The organism is Allopusillimonas soli (genome assembly GCF_004153445.1).
Lineage (GTDB): Bacteria > Pseudomonadota > Gammaproteobacteria > Burkholderiales > Burkholderiaceae_B > Allopusillimonas > Allopusillimonas soli.
In genome coordinates this window covers 551,485-567,771 of sequence record NZ_SDQC01000003.1, presented here as the reverse complement: position 1 = coordinate 567,771, position 16,287 = coordinate 551,485, and the positions used below count along the sequence as shown (strand labels likewise).

General features: G+C 60.0%; 25 protein-coding genes. 19 read left to right on the top strand and 6 right to left on the bottom strand.

From position 1 onward, the window contains the following. Positions 1-166 precede the first annotated feature (166 nt). The 18 genes from rplN (at position 167) to rplQ (ending at position 9,128) form a co-directional block, all read left to right on the top strand. Positions 167-535, top strand: coding sequence for a 50S ribosomal protein L14 (gene rplN / locus ERD78_RS12560; RefSeq protein WP_128355947.1), 369 nt, complete (start codon positions 167-169; stop codon positions 533-535). Positions 536-545: 10 nt separating this feature from the next. Beyond that, positions 546-866: a 50S ribosomal protein L24 gene (gene rplX / locus ERD78_RS12555; RefSeq protein ID WP_129969621.1), complete on the top strand. Its 321-nt coding sequence runs from the start codon at positions 546-548 to the stop codon at positions 864-866. Positions 867-878: 12 nt separating this feature from the next. Further along, the gene (gene rplE, locus ERD78_RS12550) at positions 879-1,418 is read left to right on the top strand and encodes a 50S ribosomal protein L5 (RefSeq protein WP_129969620.1); all 540 of its coding nucleotides are present in this window, start codon (positions 879-881) and stop codon (positions 1,416-1,418) included. A 10-nt stretch (positions 1,419-1,428) separates the two neighbouring features. After that, on the top strand, positions 1,429-1,734 hold the full coding sequence (rpsN, locus tag ERD78_RS12545) for a 30S ribosomal protein S14 (RefSeq protein ID WP_129969619.1): 306 nt from the start codon (positions 1,429-1,431) through the stop codon (positions 1,732-1,734). 11 nt (positions 1,735-1,745) lie between these two features. Further along, positions 1,746-2,141: a 30S ribosomal protein S8 gene (rpsH, locus tag ERD78_RS12540; protein WP_129969618.1), complete on the top strand. Its 396-nt coding sequence runs from the start codon at positions 1,746-1,748 to the stop codon at positions 2,139-2,141. A 10-nt stretch (positions 2,142-2,151) separates the two neighbouring features. Further along, the gene (gene rplF, locus ERD78_RS12535; RefSeq protein WP_129969617.1) at positions 2,152-2,685 is read left to right on the top strand and encodes a 50S ribosomal protein L6; all 534 of its coding nucleotides are present in this window, start codon (positions 2,152-2,154) and stop codon (positions 2,683-2,685) included. Positions 2,686-2,706: 21 nt separating this feature from the next. After that, positions 2,707-3,072: a 50S ribosomal protein L18 gene (gene rplR / locus ERD78_RS12530; RefSeq protein ID WP_129969616.1), complete on the top strand. Its 366-nt coding sequence runs from the start codon at positions 2,707-2,709 to the stop codon at positions 3,070-3,072. Positions 3,073-3,083: 11 nt separating this feature from the next. Then, on the top strand, positions 3,084-3,605 hold the full coding sequence (gene rpsE, locus ERD78_RS12525; protein WP_129969615.1) for a 30S ribosomal protein S5: 522 nt from the start codon (positions 3,084-3,086) through the stop codon (positions 3,603-3,605). 3 nt (positions 3,606-3,608) lie between these two features. Further along, complete coding sequence (gene rpmD / locus ERD78_RS12520) at positions 3,609-3,794, top strand: 50S ribosomal protein L30 (RefSeq protein WP_129969614.1); 186 nt, start codon at positions 3,609-3,611, stop codon at positions 3,792-3,794. An 11-nt stretch (positions 3,795-3,805) separates the two neighbouring features. Beyond that, entirely contained in the window at positions 3,806-4,246 is a 441-nt protein-coding gene (rplO, locus tag ERD78_RS12515) for a 50S ribosomal protein L15 (protein ID WP_129969613.1), read from the top strand. A gap of 12 nt (positions 4,247-4,258) precedes the next feature. Then, entirely contained in the window at positions 4,259-5,584 is a 1,326-nt protein-coding gene (gene secY / locus ERD78_RS12510) for a preprotein translocase subunit SecY (RefSeq protein ID WP_129969612.1), read from the top strand. Positions 5,585-5,591: 7 nt separating this feature from the next. Further along, on the top strand, positions 5,592-5,810 hold the full coding sequence (gene infA / locus ERD78_RS12505) for a translation initiation factor IF-1 (protein ID WP_129969611.1): 219 nt from the start codon (positions 5,592-5,594) through the stop codon (positions 5,808-5,810). A gap of 30 nt (positions 5,811-5,840) precedes the next feature. Beyond that, complete coding sequence (rpmJ, locus tag ERD78_RS12500; protein ID WP_026349781.1) at positions 5,841-5,954, top strand: 50S ribosomal protein L36; 114 nt, start codon at positions 5,841-5,843, stop codon at positions 5,952-5,954. A gap of 33 nt (positions 5,955-5,987) precedes the next feature. After that, positions 5,988-6,353, top strand: coding sequence for a 30S ribosomal protein S13 (gene rpsM / locus ERD78_RS12495; protein WP_129969610.1), 366 nt, complete (start codon positions 5,988-5,990; stop codon positions 6,351-6,353). A 14-nt stretch (positions 6,354-6,367) separates the two neighbouring features. Then, on the top strand, positions 6,368-6,769 hold the full coding sequence (gene rpsK, locus ERD78_RS12490; RefSeq protein ID WP_129969609.1) for a 30S ribosomal protein S11: 402 nt from the start codon (positions 6,368-6,370) through the stop codon (positions 6,767-6,769). Between the two features lie 11 nt (positions 6,770-6,780). Next, positions 6,781-7,404, top strand: coding sequence for a 30S ribosomal protein S4 (rpsD, locus tag ERD78_RS12485; RefSeq protein ID WP_129969608.1), 624 nt, complete (start codon positions 6,781-6,783; stop codon positions 7,402-7,404). 141 nt (positions 7,405-7,545) lie between these two features. Continuing rightward, positions 7,546-8,532, top strand: a complete 987-nt coding sequence (locus tag ERD78_RS12480; RefSeq protein ID WP_129969607.1) for a DNA-directed RNA polymerase subunit alpha — start codon at positions 7,546-7,548, stop codon at positions 8,530-8,532. 209 nt (positions 8,533-8,741) lie between these two features. Next, positions 8,742-9,128: a 50S ribosomal protein L17 gene (gene rplQ, locus ERD78_RS12475; RefSeq protein ID WP_129969606.1), complete on the top strand. Its 387-nt coding sequence runs from the start codon at positions 8,742-8,744 to the stop codon at positions 9,126-9,128. Positions 9,129-9,298: 170 nt separating this feature from the next. Here the strand turns inward: rplQ and ERD78_RS12470 are convergent, their stop codons facing one another. From ERD78_RS12470 to ERD78_RS12450, 5 genes are read right to left on the bottom strand one after another with little or no spacing between them, the layout of a single operon-like run. After that, positions 9,299-10,312: a proline racemase family protein gene (locus tag ERD78_RS12470; RefSeq protein ID WP_129969605.1), complete on the bottom strand. Its 1,014-nt coding sequence runs from the start codon at positions 10,310-10,312 to the stop codon at positions 9,299-9,301. Positions 10,313-10,333: 21 nt separating this feature from the next. Beyond that, the gene (locus ERD78_RS12465) at positions 10,334-11,131 is read right to left on the bottom strand and encodes an ABC transporter permease (RefSeq protein ID WP_129969604.1); all 798 of its coding nucleotides are present in this window, start codon (positions 11,129-11,131) and stop codon (positions 10,334-10,336) included. A 1-nt stretch (position 11,132) separates the two neighbouring features. Beyond that, on the bottom strand, positions 11,133-11,972 hold the full coding sequence (locus tag ERD78_RS12460; RefSeq protein ID WP_129969603.1) for an ABC transporter permease: 840 nt from the start codon (positions 11,970-11,972) through the stop codon (positions 11,133-11,135). Position 11,973: 1 nt separating this feature from the next. Next, positions 11,974-13,032, bottom strand: coding sequence for an ABC transporter ATP-binding protein (locus ERD78_RS12455; protein ID WP_129969602.1), 1,059 nt, complete (start codon positions 13,030-13,032; stop codon positions 11,974-11,976). Between the two features lie 25 nt (positions 13,033-13,057). Further along, positions 13,058-14,107 (bottom strand): ABC transporter substrate-binding protein, encoded by a 1,050-nt coding sequence (locus tag ERD78_RS12450; RefSeq protein WP_129969601.1) that lies wholly within the window; start codon positions 14,105-14,107, stop codon positions 13,058-13,060. Between the two features lie 154 nt (positions 14,108-14,261). On the opposite strand from ERD78_RS12450, the gene ERD78_RS12445 reads away from it, so the two are divergent. Beyond that, the gene (locus tag ERD78_RS12445; RefSeq protein WP_371734581.1) at positions 14,262-15,278 is read left to right on the top strand and encodes a GlxA family transcriptional regulator; all 1,017 of its coding nucleotides are present in this window, start codon (positions 14,262-14,264) and stop codon (positions 15,276-15,278) included. Positions 15,279-15,483: 205 nt separating this feature from the next. On the opposite strand, the gene ERD78_RS12440 is transcribed toward ERD78_RS12445, so the two are convergent. Further along, positions 15,484-16,206 carry a GntR family transcriptional regulator gene (locus ERD78_RS12440; RefSeq protein ID WP_129969600.1) on the bottom strand — a complete coding sequence of 241 codons (723 nt, stop codon included), beginning with the start codon at positions 16,204-16,206 and terminating at the stop codon, positions 15,484-15,486. Between the last annotated feature and the right edge of the window lie 81 nt (positions 16,207-16,287).

The window sequence follows — 16,287 nt, the reverse complement described above, 5'->3', positions numbered from 1 at the left end:
TTTCCCCGGGGCGCGTGGGCCGCAAGAATCTAACGCGAGTTTATTAGCAAGATTTCAACCCAGGGTTCAGGGGCCGCGAGGCTCGGGAATCTGACGGGACCAAAACTGGTCGCGAAGGCGTCTTTCACAAGAGGCTCTTGCGGTTAAGTTGGGAACAGGAAAAATCATGATCCAAATGCAGACCACGCTGGACGTGGCCGACAACACCGGTGCACGTTCCATCATGTGCATCAAGGTGCTGGGCGGCTCCAAGCGCCGTTATGCCGCCATCGGTGACATCATCAAAGTCAGTGTCAAGGAAGCGGCGCCGCGCGGGCGCGTCAAGAAAGGCGAAATTTACAACGCAGTCGTCGTGCGTACCGCCAAGGGCGTTCGCCGCAAGGACGGCTCGCTGATCAAATTTGGCGGCAATGCTGCCGTATTGCTCAACGCTAAGCTGGAGCCCATCGGCACGCGTATCTTCGGACCTGTCACGCGCGAACTGCGCACAGAGAAGTTCATGAAGATCGTGTCCCTGGCTCCCGAAGTGCTGTAAGGGGCGAACCATGGAAAAAATCCGCAAGGGCGACGAGGTCATCGTATTGACCGGTCGCGACAAAAAGCGCCGCGGCACTGTGCTCAAGCGCGTAGGCCCCGACCATGTGCTGGTCGAGGGTATCAATGTCGTCAAGAAGCATGTGCGCGCCAATCCCATGGCCGGCACGCAAGGCGGCATCATCGACAAGACCATGCCCATCCATATATCCAACGTCGCTATCTACAACCCCGAGTCCGGCAAGGGCGAACGGGTTGCGGTGAAGGTCCAGGATGGCAACAAGGTCCGTGTATTCCGTTCCAGCGGCGCAGTCGTTGGCGCCAAGGCTTAAGGGGCGAAGAACATGGCTCGTTTACAAGAGTTCTACCGCAGCAAGGTCATGAGCGACCTGCAGGCCAAGTTTGGCTACAAAAGCATCATGCAAGTGCCGCGCATTACCAAGATCACCCTCAACATGGGTGTCTCGGAAGCCGTGGCCGACAAAAAGGTCATCGAGCATGCCGTCGGCGACCTCACCAAGATCTCCGGACAAAAGCCCGTCGTCACCAAGACGCGCAAGGCCATTGCCGGGTTCAAGATCCGTGAAAACTATCCCATCGGCTGCATGGTCACCTTGCGTGGCCAGCGCATGTACGAATTCCTGGACCGCCTGGTCGCCGTGGCGCTGCCGCGCGTGCGTGACTTCCGTGGTGTGTCCGGCCGTGCATTCGACGGGCGTGGCAATTACAACATCGGGGTGAAAGAGCAGATCATTTTCCCCGAAATCGAGTACGACAAGATCGACGCGGTGCGTGGTATGAACATCAGCATCACCACCACTGCCAAGACAGACGACGAAGCCAAGGCCCTGCTGTCCGCCTTCAGCTTCCCGTTCCGCAACTAAGGGGCGATGCGTGGCAAAACTTTCACTCATCAATCGCGATATCAAGCGGGCCAAACTCGCAGAGAAGTACGCGGCAAAGCGTGCCTCCCTCAAGGCCATCATCGACGATCAATCCAAGTCTGACGAAGAACGCTACCAGGCTCGTCTGCAACTGCAGAAGCTGCCGCGTAACGCCAACCCGACGCGCCAGCGCAACCGCTGCGTCGTCACTGGCCGTCCGCGTGGTGTCTTCAGCAAGTTCGGCCTTACCCGCCACAAGCTTCGCGAAATGGCGATGCGTGGCGAAGTGCCGGGCATGACCAAAGCAAGCTGGTAGGAGAAATACACATGAGCATGAGCGATCCCATCGCCGACATGTTGACCCGTGTGCGCAACGCGCAGCAAGTCAACAAGACGTCGGTCACCATGCCCTCCTCGAAGCTGAAGGCGGCCATTGCCGCCGTGCTGAAAGACGAAGGCTATATCGACAGTTTCCAGATCATCGGTGATCAGGCCAAGCCTGTTCTCGAGATCACCCTCAAGTACTACGCCGGCCGTCCGGTCATCGAGCGTATCGACCGCGTGTCGCGTCCCGGACTGCGCATCTACAAGGGAAGCAAGTCCATTCCTCAGGTCATGAACGGCCTGGGCGTGGCCATCGTGTCGACGCCGCGTGGTGTCATGACTGATCGCAAGGCGCGCGCTTCCGGCGTGGGCGGCGAAGTGCTGTGCTACGTGGCATAAGGAGAATCACATGTCACGTATCGCAAAGTATCCCGTTGCCGTGCCGAGCGGCGTCGAAGCCAGCATCAGCGCTGGCCAGATCTCCGTCAAGGGGCCGCTGGGCACCCTGACCCAGGCGCTTACCGGCGATGTGGTCATCCGCCAGGAAAACGGCGAACTGTCGTTCGCGGTTGCCAACGATTCCCGCCAGGCCAAGGCCATGTCGGGCACGCTGCGCGCCCTGGTGGCCAATATGGTCACTGGCGTCAGCAAGGGCTTTGAGCGTAGGCTCAACCTCGTGGGTGTCGGTTTCCGCGCCCAGGTTCAGGGCAATGCGCTGAAGCTCCAGCTTGGTTTTTCCCATGACATCGTTCACGACCTGCCCGCAGGCGTGAAGGCCGAATGCCCCAGCCAGACGGAAATCGTCATCAAGGGCGCAGACAAGCAGATCGTTGGCCAGGTTGCCGCCGAAATTCGCGCATATCGCCGTCCCGAGCCCTACAAGGGCAAGGGCGTCCGCTATGCCGACGAACGCGTCATCCTCAAAGAAACCAAGAAGAAATAAGCGCGCAGGCAAGGACGAATTATGGACAAGAGAATCTCCCGTTTGCGTCGTGCAGTTGCTACCCGCCGGAAAATTTCCGAGCTGCGTGTGCACCGTCTGTCGGTTCACCGCTCCAACCAGCACATCTACGCAAGTATTATTTCGCCAGAAGGCGACCGTGTGCTCGTCAGCGCTTCCACGCTCGAGCCCGAAGTCCGCAAGGCACTGGCCGACCAGAAGGCCCATGGCGGCAACGCCGCGGCAGCTGGCCTGGTTGGCAAGCGCGTTGCCGAAAAAGCAAAAGCCGCCGGCGTCGAGCTGGTTGCCTTTGATCGTTCGGGCTTCCGTTACCATGGCCGCGTCAAGGCGCTGGCTGACGCCGCGCGTGAAGCCGGCCTGAAGTTCTAAAGGAAAGTCACATGGCTAAAGCACAAGGCAAGCACGCCGCCGAGCAAGAGCGCGACGACGGCCTGCGTGAAAAAATGATCGCGGTCAACCGCGTCAGCAAGGTGGTCAAGGGTGGTCGCACCATGAGCTTTGCTGCGCTGACGGTTGTCGGCGATGGCGACGGCCGCATCGGCATGGGCAAGGGCAAGGCCCGCGAAGTGCCTGTTGCCGTACAAAAGGCAATGGAGCAGGCCCGTCGCGGCCTGGTCAAGGTCGCTCTTAAGAACGGCACACTGCACCACACGGTGGTCGGCAAGCATGGCGCCTCCACGGTGCTGATCTCGCCTGCTGCGGAAGGTACCGGCGTTATCGCTGGCGGCCCGATGCGCGCCATCTTCGAGGTCATGGGTGTGCGCAACGTGGTTGCCAAGAGCCTGGGCTCCAGCAATCCCTACAACATGGTCCGCGCTACGCTCAACGGTTTGCGCGCCTGCTCGACGCCCGCCGAGATTGCCGCAAAGCGCGGCAAGTCGGTGGAAGAAATCCTGGGGTAAACCATGGCACAGAAGCAAATTAAAGTCACGCTCGTGCGCTCTGTCATCGGCACGAAGCAGTCTCACCGCGACACGGTTCGCGGCCTGGGTCTGCGTCGCCTGAACAGCAGCCGCGTACTGGTCGATACGCCCGAGGTGCGTGGGATGATCCGCAAGGTGGATTATCTCGTCACCGTCTCGGAAGCCTGAAAGGAATCGGGATGTCAGAAACTCAACTCAACACGCTGAAGCCGGCCGAAGGGGCCAAGCATGCGCGCCGCCGTGTGGGCCGCGGCATCGGGTCCGGTCTGGGCAAGACGGGTGGCCGTGGTCACAAAGGCCAGAAGTCCCGTGCCGGCGGCTTTCACAAGGTAGGCTTCGAAGGCGGTCAAATGCCGCTGCAGCGCCGCCTTCCCAAGCGCGGTTTTACGCCGATGGGCCGCCATCTCTTTGCCGAGGTGCGCCTGTCCGACCTCGAACGCCTGCCTGTCGATGAAATCGACGTGCAAGTGCTCAAGCAGGCCGGCATCGTTGGGCAATCCGTGCGCTACGCCAAGGTCATCAAGTCCGGCGAACTCAAGCGCAAGGTGTCGCTCAAGGGTATCACCGCCACGGCTGGCGCACGCGCCGCGATCGAGGCTGCCGGCGGTTCGCTGGCTTGATAAGGGGCAACGGTGGCTAAAGCTCAGGCTCAGGGCAAGACAGGTCCCCGATACGGCGATCTCAAGCGCCGTGTCGTGTTCCTGTTGCTGGCCCTTGTGGTCTACCGACTTGGCACGCACATACCCGTGCCCGGCATCAATCCCGATGCGCTGTCCGAGATGTTCCGCCAGAACCAGGGCGGTATTCTGGGGCTGTTCAACATGTTCTCGGGTGGTGCGCTGGAGCGCTTCTCGGTGTTCGCGCTGGGCATCATGCCCTACATTTCCGCAGCCATCATCATGCAGCTGATGGCAGTGGTGGTGCCCACGCTCGAAGCCATCAAGAAGGAAGGCGAGTCCGGCCGGCGCAAGATCACGCAGTACACGCGCTATGGCACGGTATTCCTGGCGCTGATTCAGTCTGTCGGCATATCGGTTGCGCTCGAATCCCAGCCGGGCCTGGTCATCGACCCAGGCATGATGTTCCGCTTCACCACAATCGTCACACTGGTAACGGGCACCATGTTCGTCATGTGGCTGGGCGAGCAGATCACCGAGCGCGGCCTGGGCAACGGCATTTCCATCCTGATCTTCGCCGGTATCGTGGCGGGCCTGCCAAGCGCGCTTGCCGGGTTGCTCGATCTGGTGCGCACGGATGCCATGTCGGTGCTGTCGGCACTGTTCATCTTCGCGCTGGTGATTGCGGTCACGTATTTCGTGGTATTTGTCGAGCGCGGCCAGCGCCGCGTGACCGTGAACTACGCCAAGCGCCAGGTCGGCAACAAGATCTACGGCGGGCAGAGCTCGCACCTGCCATTGAAGCTGAACATGTCCGGTGTGATTCCGCCCATTTTCGCCTCGTCCATCATCCTGCTGCCCGCAACGGTGACCAGCTGGTTCTCCAGCAATCCCAATATGCGCTGGCTTGGAGACATGGCCGCAGCCCTTACACCGGGGCAGCCCCTGTACATCACCCTGTATTCGGCGCTGATCATCTTCTTCTGCTTTTTCTATACGGCGCTGGTGTTCAACAGCCGTGAAACAGCAGACAACCTGAAGAAGAGCGGTGCCTTTGTTCCGGGTATCCGCCCGGGCGAACAGACGTCGCGGTATATCGACAAGATCCTGATGCGCCTTACCTTGGCTGGCGCCATCTACATCACGTTGGTCTGCCTTTTGCCTGAACTCATGCAGGCGCGCTGGAATGTTCCGTTCTACTTCGGCGGCACATCATTGTTGATCATCGTGGTGGTGACCATGGATTTCATGGCGCAGGCGCAAGCCTACATGATGTCCCACCAATACGACTCGCTGCTCAAGAAGGCGAACTTCAAGGGTGCGGGACTGCCAATGCGGTAGGGCGAGAATGGCAAAGGACGACGTCATACAAATGCAGGGAGAGGTGCTGGAAAACCTCCCCAACGCAACTTTTCGCGTCAAGCTTGAAAACGGCCATGTGGTGCTTGGCCATATATCGGGCAAGATGCGCATGCATTACATCCGGATCCTGCCGGGTGACAAGGTCACAGTGGAGCTCACCCCCTACGACCTGTCTCGCGCCAGGATTGTATTCCGCGCCAGATAAGCGGCCGGTTAAGGAAACTAGGAGTCAACCATGAAGGTAATGGCATCGGTAAAGCGGATCTGCCGCCACTGCAAGATCATCAAACGTCACGGCGTGGTGCGTGTTATTTGCACAGACCCACGTCATAAGCAGCGCCAGGGCTGAGCCTCGGCGTAACGGATTTAACAAGGAAAAGTCATGGCCCGTATTGCTGGCATCAATATTCCGCCGCATCAACACGCCGAGATCGGACTGACCGCGATTTTTGGCATTGGTCGCACCCGTGCGCGCAAGATCTGCGAAGCCGCGGGAATCGAAACGTCCAAGAAGGTCAAAGACCTGACGGACGCTGAAGTCGAACGCATTCGCGAGCACGTCGGCGTGTTCACGGTTGAAGGCGACCTGCGCCGCGAAGTGCAATTGTCGATCAAGCGTCTGATCGACCTGGGAACGTATCGCGGTCTGCGCCACAAACGCGGCCTGCCCGTGCGTGGCCAGCGCACCCGTACCAACGCCCGCACCCGCAAGGGTCCGCGCCGCGCTGCTGCGTCCCTGAAGAAATAATCGAGGATTAGAAGATGGCGAAAGCTTCCAACAGCGGCGCGTCTCGCGTACGCAAGAAAGTCAAGAAGAGCGTTTCGGACGGCATTGCGCACGTCCATGCGTCCTTCAACAACACGATCATCACCATTACCGATCGCCAGGGCAACGCACTGTCCTGGGCGACGTCCGGTGGCGCGGGCTTCAAGGGTTCGCGTAAATCCACGCCGTTTGCGGCACAGGTTGCTGCCGAGTCGGCCGGCCGTGTGGCCCTCGAATACGGTATCAAAACACTCGAAGTTCGCATCAAGGGCCCCGGCCCCGGCCGCGAGTCGTCGGTGCGTGCCCTGAACGCGCTGGGCATCAAGATATCCAGCATCTCGGACATCACGCCCGTACCGCACAACGGCTGCCGTCCGCCCAAGCGTCGTCGCATCTAAGGGGAAGCATCTTGGCACGTTACATTGGACCTAAATGCAAGCTCTCGCGCCGCGAGGGCACCGATCTGTTTCTGAAGAGCGCCCGCCGTTCGCTCGACTCGAAGTGCAAGCTCGAGTCCAAGCCCGGCCAGCACGGCCGCACGTCCGGCGCCCGCACGTCCGATTTCGGACTGCAACTGCGTGAGAAGCAAAAGCTCAAGCGCATGTATGGCGTACTCGAGAAACAATTCCGCAAGTACTTCTTCGAAGCTGACCGCCGTCGCGGCAACACGGGCGAAACGCTTATTCAGCTGCTCGAGTCGCGCCTGGACAACGTCGTGTATCGCATGGGCTTTGGCTCCACGCGCGCCGAGGCGCGCCAGCTGGTCAATCACCGCGCTATCGAAGTCAATGGCCGTACCGCCGACATCGCTTCCATGCTGTTGAAATCCGGCGACGTGATTTCCGTGCGTGAAAAGGCGAAGTCCCAGGCCCGCATCCGCGAATCGCTGGACCTGGCTACCGGCCAGGGCCTGCCCCAGTGGGTGGAAGTCGACACGAGCAAGCTGAGCGGTACGTTCAAGCAAGCGCCGGATCGCGCTGATGTCGCCCGCGACATCAACGAATCCATGGTTGTCGAGCTGTATTCCCGCTGATAGACCGCATTTGTTTTCCGCCGGGTCGTGCGTCTGTGCGCACGTCCGGCGTTGTGCATTGCACTACACCCGCCGGTATGTTCCGGTTTTTCCATCAGCCTTATCGGTGTAACGAGCCGAGGGTATTGAAAAGGAATATTCATGTCTCAAGGTTTTCTCAAGCCCCGTTCCATAGACGTCGAACCCGTTGGCAAGAATCACGCCAAGGTCATCATGGAGCCGTTTGAACGTGGCTATGGCCATACGTTGGGCAACGCCCTGCGCCGTATTCTGCTGTCGTCCATGACAGGTTATGCGCCCACCGAGGTCCAGATGACCGGCGTGGTGCACGAATACTCGACCATTGCCGGCGTGCGCGAGGACGTGGTCGACATCCTGCTGAACCTGAAAGGTGTCGTGTTCAAGCTGCACAATCGTGAGGAAGTGACCCTGGTGCTGCGCAAGCAGGGCCCGGGCGTGGTGTTGGCCAGCGATATCGAGTTGCCGCATGACGTCGAGATCGTCAATCCCGATCATGTCATCGCCACGCTGACCGACAATGGCAAGCTCGAGATGCAGATCAAGGTTGAGCAAGGCCGCGGCTATGTGCCCGGCAACGTTCGCGCGCTGTCCGACGATCGCACGCACACCATCGGCCGAATCGTGCTGGACGCATCCTACAGTCCCGTTCGCCGCGTCAGCTACGCAGTCGAGAGCGCGCGTGTCGAGCAACGCACTGACCTGGACAAACTGGTGCTGGATATCGAAACCAACGGTGTCATTTCGCCTGAGGAAGCGGTGCGTCAGTCGGCCCGCATCCTGATGGACCAGATCTCCGTCTTTGCCGCGCTTGAGGGCGCGGGAGGCGATTTCGATACGGCTTCCACCAGCGTCAAGCCGCAGATCGATCCGGTGCTGCTGCGCCCGGTCGACGACCTCGAACTCACGGTGCGTTCTGCCAACTGCCTGAAGGCCGAGAACATCTACTACATCGGCGACCTGATCCAGCGCACCGAGAACGAGCTGCTCAAGACGCCGAACCTGGGCCGCAAGTCGCTCAACGAGATCAAGGAAGTGCTGGCCGCGCGCGGCCTGACCCTGGGCATGAAGCTGGAAAACTGGCCTCCCCTGGGCCTCGAGCGCCCCTGATGTCATTTGGCCTGTGGGGCTGTGTTCATAAGGCGCTTCCCCGCAGGCTTGCAGTTCCCGCGGCTGGCCTCCCGTAGTGCCTGCCTCGGCAAACGAAACCAGCCGAAGTCGTGGTAAAGTTTCACCCCTTTCCCGGTCCGCAGCATTGCTGATAGAAGAGCCGGATAACCGCGGAGTTCTTTCCGCAGCATAGATTCAAGGAAAACATCATGCGTCACCGTAGCGGTTTGCGTAAACTCAATCGCACCAGCAGTCATCGTCTTGCCATGTTCCGCAATATGGCTGTCTCCCTTATCACCCACGAAGCCATCAAGACCACCTTGCCCAAGGCCAAGGAGCTGCGTCGTGTAGTCGAGCCGCTTATCACGCTGGGCAAGGAACCTACCCTGGCCAACAAGCGCCTCGCTTTTGCCCGTCTGCGTGACCGCGATGCCGTGGTCAAGCTGTTTGCCGAAATCGGCCCGCGCTACAAAGAGCGTAACGGCGGCTACACCCGCGTTCTCAAGATGGGCTTTCGCCAAGGCGACAACGCGCCCATGGCATTCATGGAACTGGTTGATCGCCCCGAAGTCGAAGCTGACGAAGCGGCCGACTGAATGCGCTGGCCGGCTTCGCGCCGGCAGGCACGCCATATTTGAAAGAGCCCGCTCCTATCAGCGGGCTCTTTTCATTTTCTGCACGGATGTCCTCCTTGCTGCGCTGATGTGTGCGCGCCGGAGGGCTCCTCTGCCTTGCCAGAGCAGGCAAGCGCTTTCGCGGGGCCTTTCTAGCGCACCATGAAGCCTGCGCCCACCGGATCCTTGCGATCTATGATCCAGCGGGCCGTGCCTAGGATGCTTGCTGTACCTTTCACGGTCGGGCGTACGCCGCGTTTGCCGTTGAGGTCAACCTCGCCAAGCAGGCAGCCCTCGAAGGTACCGGAGCCGAGCAGTCCTTCCGAGCGGATGGGCTGGTTCAGGCCCATCTTGCCGCGTGCCTCGAACATGGCCATCATGGCGCTGGTGCCTGTGCCGCCGGGGGAGCGGTCCAGTTGGCCCGCACTGAATACATGGACGTTCTTGTACATGGCGCCCTGCAACGACGGTTCATGCCAGAATGTGACGAAGTTCAGATCGGTGATGTGTTTCTGGGTCGGGTGCTGGATCTTGTACTGCCGATTGATCTGCTCGCGTGCAATCAGGCCCATGCGGATGAGCTCGCTGCCGTTATCCGGATGGATGCGCAGGCGTGTGCCGGTCAAATCCATGATGCCGAAGTAGTTGCCTCCCCACACGATGTCCGCTTTTACGTCGCCATAGCCCGGCAGCGAAACGGGCAGGTCCTGCGCTTCCACATAGGCTGGCACGTTTTCAAAGCAGGTCGTCAAGACAGTGTCGCCTTCCGACTCGACTTCTGCAACCACGAGGCCCGCTGTGGTTTCAAATCGAATCGTGGTCTTTCCCTGCGCGTCGCGAGGCACCATGCCCAGCGCGACCATGGCCATGGCAACGGCAATGGTGCCATGGCCGCACATGTGCGAGTACGTCTGGCCATCCATGTAGATCAGGCCCGCGTCATAATCAGGGCCGGACGGCGGCGTCAGAAACACACCGAACATATCCTTGTGGCCGCGCGGTTCTCGCATCAATGCCTTGCGCACCCAATCATAGTGATCGGTCAGGAACTGACGTTTATCGAGTATGGAGGAATTGACGGGATAGGGAATGCCGCTGTGGACGATACACAAGGGTTCACCCTCGGTATGGGTGTAGATGACATCGAAGACATCCTGCTGTTTCATGCTGCTTTCTCCTGGCGCGTGCTAGTGGCTACGTTGCTTGTCTGAAAACACGTCGAGTCCGACGACGAGATCCAGAACGATGATGACAAGAATGGAAATGAAGATGGTGATGGCCGACACGGCGGCAATGGATGGGTCTACCGAGTACTGTACGTAGTTGAACAATTGCACGGGGATCGTATTGAGCACCGCTGTCGTGTTGAACATCGACAGCTCGACGTTGATCCATGATGTGATGAACCCGAAGATCGTGCCGCTTACCAAGCCGGGCTTCATCATGGGCAGCGTTACCAGGCGAAATGTTTCCCAGGGCGTCGCGCCAAGATCCGCCGATGCGCGCTCCAGTTCCATATGTGCACGGGTCAACACACCGGATAGCGACTTCAGGATGAATGGCGTGACGATCAGCACATGGCCTACCAGCAAGGCGGCAAATGTCTGCGCGAACCCAAGATAGCCTGTGAACTGCAATAGCGCCGAGCCCAGCACCAGATAAGGAAGCACCATGGGTGCGGACAGGAGGGAGGCTATGGCGGCCTTGCCGGGAAAGTCGTAGCGGGCCAGCGCCAATGCCGCCGGGATGGCCAGTGCCAGCGCAACGGCTGTGGCGCTGGCGGCCAGTATCGTGCTCAACGCAAATGAGTGAACATAGGTTTGATCCGTCAGGACGGTTGTGTACCACCGCAGCGTGACGCCTTCAGGTGGAAAACGCAGATAGGATGTGGACGTGAGCGAGGCGCCGATCAGCACCGCCAGCGGCAGCGTGAGAAATAACAGGCAGGCGAGGGCAACCGCGCGGGTCAGCAGGCGCATGAACATGTCATTGTTCTCCCTTTACACGGCCCATGTGATTGGCAAGCGCAACCAGTGAGAGTGTCAGTGCCAGCAAGACTATGCTTAATGCACCGCCATAATTGAAATCAAACACAGTGCTGTACTGTTGGTAGATAAGCATGGAGAGCACGGTGACCTTGCCGCCCGATAGCAAGGCGGGCGTCACGTAAGCGCTCACCGCCAGCGCAAACACCATGATTGCGCCGGAAGCCACGCCTGGCAGTGACAGTGGCAGCGTCACATGAAAAAAAGTCTGTATGGGCCGAGCCCCCAGGTCTTGCGACGCCCGCTCCAGGGAGCGGTCCATCCGGGAAAGCGCTGTGCCGATCGACAGCACCGCAAACGGAAGGAGGATATACACGAGACCGATGAGAATACCCAGCTCGGCGCCCAGAAAACGGATGGGGCGCTCTATCAGTGCCAGGCTGCGCAGCGCGTCGTTGACCACGCCTGAGCGGCCCAGCATGACCATCCAGCCGAATGACCGGACGATGTTGCTGGTGAACAGCGGCACGATCAGGATAATGATGCACACTCTGCGCCAGCGTGGTGACCGTACGATGCGCACCAGATACCAGGCCAAGGGGTAGCCGAGCAGCAAACACAAGACCGTCGTGGCCATGCCGATGCGGAATGTGGTCAGTATGACTTCCCAGTGATATTGATCAGCGAGAATGCGCAAGTAGTGCGCAGCTGTTGGCTGCGCGCTTGCGGGGTCGATCACGCTTGATACCAGCACGACCCCAAGAGGAATCATGAAGAAGACCGCAAAGAAGAGCAGCGGAAGCGAAATCAGCTTCAGGACGACAGAGGCTTGAGCCGACATGTCACGCCTCGATCAGATGTATGCGGTCGGCGGGTAAATGCAGATAGACGTCATCACCCCTGTTCAGGCCGAGATCGTTTGCGCCAAGCCGCCGCGCCTCTATTGCCGTTCCATTGAGATCGAGATAGACCGTGGTGTGGCTGCCGATGCTCACCACGCCAGTCACCTTTGCGGCGTGTAGCATCGGATCCAGTCCTGATGGCGTTCGCGACAGCTGTATATCCTCAGGCCGAAGCATGGCCAGCATGTCGCGGCCGGCAGACGCGGCATCAAGCGCGCCGGCAGGCTGTCCGCAGCAGCGCAGACTAAGCCTGCTGCCGTCTCGATCACACTCGAGCAGATTCGCATCGCCGATAAAGTCCGCAACAAAGCGGCTGCGCGGCATCTTGTATATATCGCCGCTGGTCCCTGCCTGCTCGATGACGCCCTGGTTCATGACGACAATCCGGTCAGCCATGGCCATCGCCTCTTCCTGGTCGTGCGTGACGAAAATAAAGGAAATTTCCAGCTTCTCCTGGAGCGCCTTGAGTTCAAGCTGCATGCGTTTGCGCAGCTTCAGGTCAAGCGCGGATAAGGGCTCGTCCAGAAGCAATAGCCGCGGCTGGTTGACGATGGCGCGTGCCAGGGCAACCCGCTGCCGTTGCCCGCCCGACATCTGTGCCGGGTAGCGGTCGGCCAGGTGGTCCAGGCTGACCATTTTCAATGATTCCCGTGCGCGCTCACGGGCTTGTGGCTTGCGCACCCCGGCTCTCATGGGGCCATAGGCCACATTGTCCAGAACCGTCATGTGCGGAAACAGCGCATAGCTCTGAAACACCGTGTTGAGCGGCCGCCGATGGGGCGGCATGCGGGTGACATTGCGCCCCTCGATATGCACCTCTCCGGCGTCGGGCTGCAGAAAGCCAGCCAGCGTGGCCAGCAGGGTGGTTTTGCCGCAGCCGCTGGGTCCCAGCAGCGCAACGAACTCACCCTGCTGCACCTCCAGATTGATGTTGTCGAGTGCCTTGAAGTTGCGCTGGAAGGTTTTCGAAACATTCCGGACGGAAAGGAGAGCGTCCATTGTTGGCGTCCGTGGTTGGCGGGGTTTACTGGCGGGCGACCTGGCGATTCCAGGCATCTGTAATGCTTGAGCGTCGGGCGTTGATGTCTGCCCAGTCAAGCAGGTTCAGATTGGATATGCTGCCGTTCTTGCCCCAAGGCATTTTGTCCGCTGCGGCCGCGTCGGGCGCTACGCCTTTGACTGCGGGGCCGAGATAAAGCGTATTCGCCAGGCACTGGGAAGATGCCGCCGATGTTGCCTGGTTAATGAATTTTTCCGCATTGGCCTGCGCTGGTGAATTCTTTACGAGGTGCACGCGCGCATCGGTTGCCCAGACGCCCTCCTTCGGTACGGCAAAGCCGATCGGCAGTCCTTTATCCGCAAGGCTCCAGGCCGCGACATTGAAGTGAGCGCCGATAATTACCTCGCCTGACTGGAATGCATTGCTTGCCGCGCCCGAGCTGTCGAAATAGGACGAGACGTCCAGGCTGGCCAGCTTCTTATAGACAGGCGTAAGGTCGGTCAGCGGCACATTCCAGATGTTGGCGAGAAAGATAATGAAGGGTATGCCGGAAGAGTTGGCCGGCGACGGGACTGTGACGGCGCCAGCATAATCATCCTGCCACAGCGCGTCCCAGCTGGCCGGCGGAGCCTGGATTTCCTTCGTGTTGTAAGCGATGCCCAGCGAGTAGTAGCCGACACTGGCTGCGAAGGCGTTTCCATCAGCCTTGTACAGTGCGGAAGAGGCCAGTCCCGAAAGATTGGGAATGGACGCGGGGTCCATGGGTCGAAGCAGCCCGTCGGCCTCGGCGAGCTCGCTGATGCCGCCGTCCAGAAAGGCCACATCTATGGTGGGCTTGTCCTTCTGTTGGCGCAGCTTGGCCAGCGTGGTGTTCGAAGTGCCGATTTCGGGAATGACTTCTACGCCGGTTGCCTGGGTGAATGGATCGGCAATGCATTGCTGAAATGCGTCTCCCCAGCTGCCGCCGTACCAGGCGACACGGATTTCATCGGCCGCTGCGGCCGAGGAGGTGCCGGCGAGCGCCGCAATACTGGCCAGCAGGACGGGAGCCAGTCGGGTAACAGAGGTGATCATGTTTGTCTCCAGGGCGTGCAATGCGCCCATGTGTGCATTGATGGAAGGGCCTGTCGTTGGATCTGCGTCCGAATCCCCGTAACAGGCCTTCATAGTGCGTGCAATCTCCGCATATAAATTGAATTAGTACGACGAAAAACAGTATATTTACGTCATGATATCCGTGAGCCATGATACCGTCGGTCAAGCGCCCATCGAGTCCGAGCCGCCCATGCGACCCTTGCGGGTGGGCATTGTCCTGCTCGATGCATTCACCCTGACGGCTTTCGCCGGTTTTCTGGATGTCCTGCGGCTGGCCTCCGATTATGGCGGCCAAAGCAGGCAGATACTGATAGGCTGGGACATCATGAGCGTGGACGGCGAACCGCGCCGATCAAGCGCCGGTACGCTGCATAGCGAACTGGCCGATCTCCAGGACCCTGCCGGCTTTGATTATGTTGCGGTGTGCGGTGGCAATAGCTACACCCATGGGCAGTATTCCGCAAAACTGTCGCGCTGGCTGAAAGCCGCTCACGAGGCTGGCGTGACGCTGCTTGGTGTATGCACTGGCACGTTCGCCATTGCCTATGCGGGGCTGGTCGGGCAGCGTGCGGTATGTGTGCACTGGAATGTCATCAAGGAGTTCCAGAGGCAGTTTCCCGGCATTCCATGCAAGCTGGATTACCTGTTCATCGATGCCGGCGGCCTGATTACCTGTGCGGGGTCGACTGCCGCGATCGACCTGGGCCTGCATCTGCTGATGCGGCATTATGGCAGGGACAAGGCCCAGCAGGCGCTGCGGCACATGATGCTGTACAGCATTCGTCCTGCGCGCCTGCCGCAGGCGCACTTTTATATCGATCTCGAGCATGTGAATGACTCGCGTGTGCACAAGGCGATCTATTACATTGAGCAGCGTATCGACGACCTGCCGTCGGTACAGGATATTGCCGATCATGTGGGAGTGAGCGGCCGGCAGCTTGAGCGCCTCTTCAAGACGGCCGTCGGCATGACGCCGGCGGCGGTGCATCGCATGTTGCGGCTTCAGTACGGCAAGTGGCGCATCACCAATACGCGCGATGCCATTACCGATATAGCGGTCAGCTGTGGCTTTTCGGACAGCTCGCATTTCTCGCGCGAATTCAAGGCGCGGTTCGGCAAGTCGCCGCGAGCCTTCCGTCAGGGCGCATAGCCCGGATTTGCACGTCCGCTGGGTGGGCGAGATTGCTTCGACGAGCAGCAAGGTGTTCATGCGCCAGCGCCGGAGCGCGCCGTGGACGGTAGCGTTGCTGATGCGCGACCCCATTGGGCCGCAGGCCAGCACGCAGGGGCCGGGCAGGGGGTTCGGTTACGGTTGGCCGGTGGTTTCCGAACCCGCTCTTGAGTAAGGCCAGCCGCTACTTCTGCCGCACCAGCGTAGTTGAAAACTGGTAACGGTCCGCCGGGTGGTGCGAGGTGGACACGGCCACCAGCTTCTGGGCGGCATCAAGATACTGTCTCAGGATAAACAGGCCAGGGGAGCCATCCTTTGCTTCAAGGATGCCGGCCACCTTTCCTTGCAGCAGGCAGGCGCCGATATCCTGCTTCACGCACGTAATGCGCAGGCCGTAGTGCGCTTCGATCAGGGCGGAGATCAGCTCGTCCGGAGATGCGCGCACTTTCTTTCGGATATCCCGGTAGCGGACATCCACATATACATTGGTGAACACCATGGGGGCGCCATCCGGCGAGGGCCGCGTTGAACTGAATCGTAGCCAGCGCGATCCGGCCGGCACTTTAAGCTGCGCCGCCAACTCCAGGTCGACAACCACTTCCGTAACCGAAAGCAGGCGGCGCGGGCTGCTGGCCGCGAGCGTGATCAAGTCTTCAAGCGAACTCAGCGACTGTGAGAAGCCGGGCGGAGACGCGGTGGCTTCCACAATCGTGCCGCTGCCGCGGCGGCGCGAAACCAGCCGGGCATCCTGGAGCTGCTGCATCGCAGCGCGAACGGTGTGGCGGCTGGTGTCGAATTCGTGCATCAACGCCTTTTCGGTGGGCATGAACGAGCCGACCGGGTAGTCGCCGTCCGCAATGCGGCGCGCCAGCGTCGCGGCAAGCTCGGTGAATCGGAGTGCGGTCATGTCATGTATGGCAAGCGTGCGAAAAATTGACATATTACTAGCTCGGTCCTAAAATGTTCGGACAACTTAATAAATACGGAC

Bases quoted from the DNA above. Each gene is read 5' to 3' on its own strand.
- rplN (WP_128355947.1), top strand. From the start codon at position 167: ATGATCCAAATGCAGACCACGCTGGACGTGGCCGACAACACCGGTGCA.
- rplX (WP_129969621.1), top strand. From the start codon at position 546: ATGGAAAAAATCCGCAAGGGCGACGAGGTCATCGTATTGACCGGTCGC.
- rplE (WP_129969620.1), top strand. From the start codon at position 879: ATGGCTCGTTTACAAGAGTTCTACCGCAGCAAGGTCATGAGCGACCTG.
- rpsH (WP_129969618.1), top strand. From the start codon at position 1,746: ATGAGCATGAGCGATCCCATCGCCGACATGTTGACCCGTGTGCGCAAC.
- rplF (WP_129969617.1), top strand. From the start codon at position 2,152: ATGTCACGTATCGCAAAGTATCCCGTTGCCGTGCCGAGCGGCGTCGAA.
- rplR (WP_129969616.1), top strand. From the start codon at position 2,707: ATGGACAAGAGAATCTCCCGTTTGCGTCGTGCAGTTGCTACCCGCCGG.
- rpsE (WP_129969615.1), top strand. From the start codon at position 3,084: ATGGCTAAAGCACAAGGCAAGCACGCCGCCGAGCAAGAGCGCGACGAC.
- rpmD (WP_129969614.1), top strand. From the start codon at position 3,609: ATGGCACAGAAGCAAATTAAAGTCACGCTCGTGCGCTCTGTCATCGGC.
- rplO (WP_129969613.1), top strand. From the start codon at position 3,806: ATGTCAGAAACTCAACTCAACACGCTGAAGCCGGCCGAAGGGGCCAAG.
- infA (WP_129969611.1), top strand. From the start codon at position 5,592: ATGGCAAAGGACGACGTCATACAAATGCAGGGAGAGGTGCTGGAAAAC.
- rpmJ (WP_026349781.1), top strand. From the start codon at position 5,841: ATGAAGGTAATGGCATCGGTAAAGCGGATCTGCCGCCACTGCAAGATC.
- rpsM (WP_129969610.1), top strand. From the start codon at position 5,988: ATGGCCCGTATTGCTGGCATCAATATTCCGCCGCATCAACACGCCGAG.
- rpsK (WP_129969609.1), top strand. From the start codon at position 6,368: ATGGCGAAAGCTTCCAACAGCGGCGCGTCTCGCGTACGCAAGAAAGTC.
- ERD78_RS12480 (WP_129969607.1), top strand. From the start codon at position 7,546: ATGTCTCAAGGTTTTCTCAAGCCCCGTTCCATAGACGTCGAACCCGTT.
- rplQ (WP_129969606.1), top strand. From the start codon at position 8,742: ATGCGTCACCGTAGCGGTTTGCGTAAACTCAATCGCACCAGCAGTCAT.
- ERD78_RS12470 (WP_129969605.1), bottom strand. From the start codon at position 10,312: ATGAAACAGCAGGATGTCTTCGATGTCATCTACACCCATACCGAGGGT.
- ERD78_RS12465 (WP_129969604.1), bottom strand. From the start codon at position 11,131: ATGTTCATGCGCCTGCTGACCCGCGCGGTTGCCCTCGCCTGCCTGTTA.
- ERD78_RS12460 (WP_129969603.1), bottom strand. From the start codon at position 11,972: ATGTCGGCTCAAGCCTCTGTCGTCCTGAAGCTGATTTCGCTTCCGCTG.
- ERD78_RS12455 (WP_129969602.1), bottom strand. From the start codon at position 13,032: ATGGACGCTCTCCTTTCCGTCCGGAATGTTTCGAAAACCTTCCAGCGC.
- ERD78_RS12450 (WP_129969601.1), bottom strand. From the start codon at position 14,107: ATGATCACCTCTGTTACCCGACTGGCTCCCGTCCTGCTGGCCAGTATT.
- ERD78_RS12445 (WP_371734581.1), top strand. From the start codon at position 14,262: ATGATATCCGTGAGCCATGATACCGTCGGTCAAGCGCCCATCGAGTCC.
- ERD78_RS12440 (WP_129969600.1), bottom strand. From the start codon at position 16,206: ATGACCGCACTCCGATTCACCGAGCTTGCCGCGACGCTGGCGCGCCGC.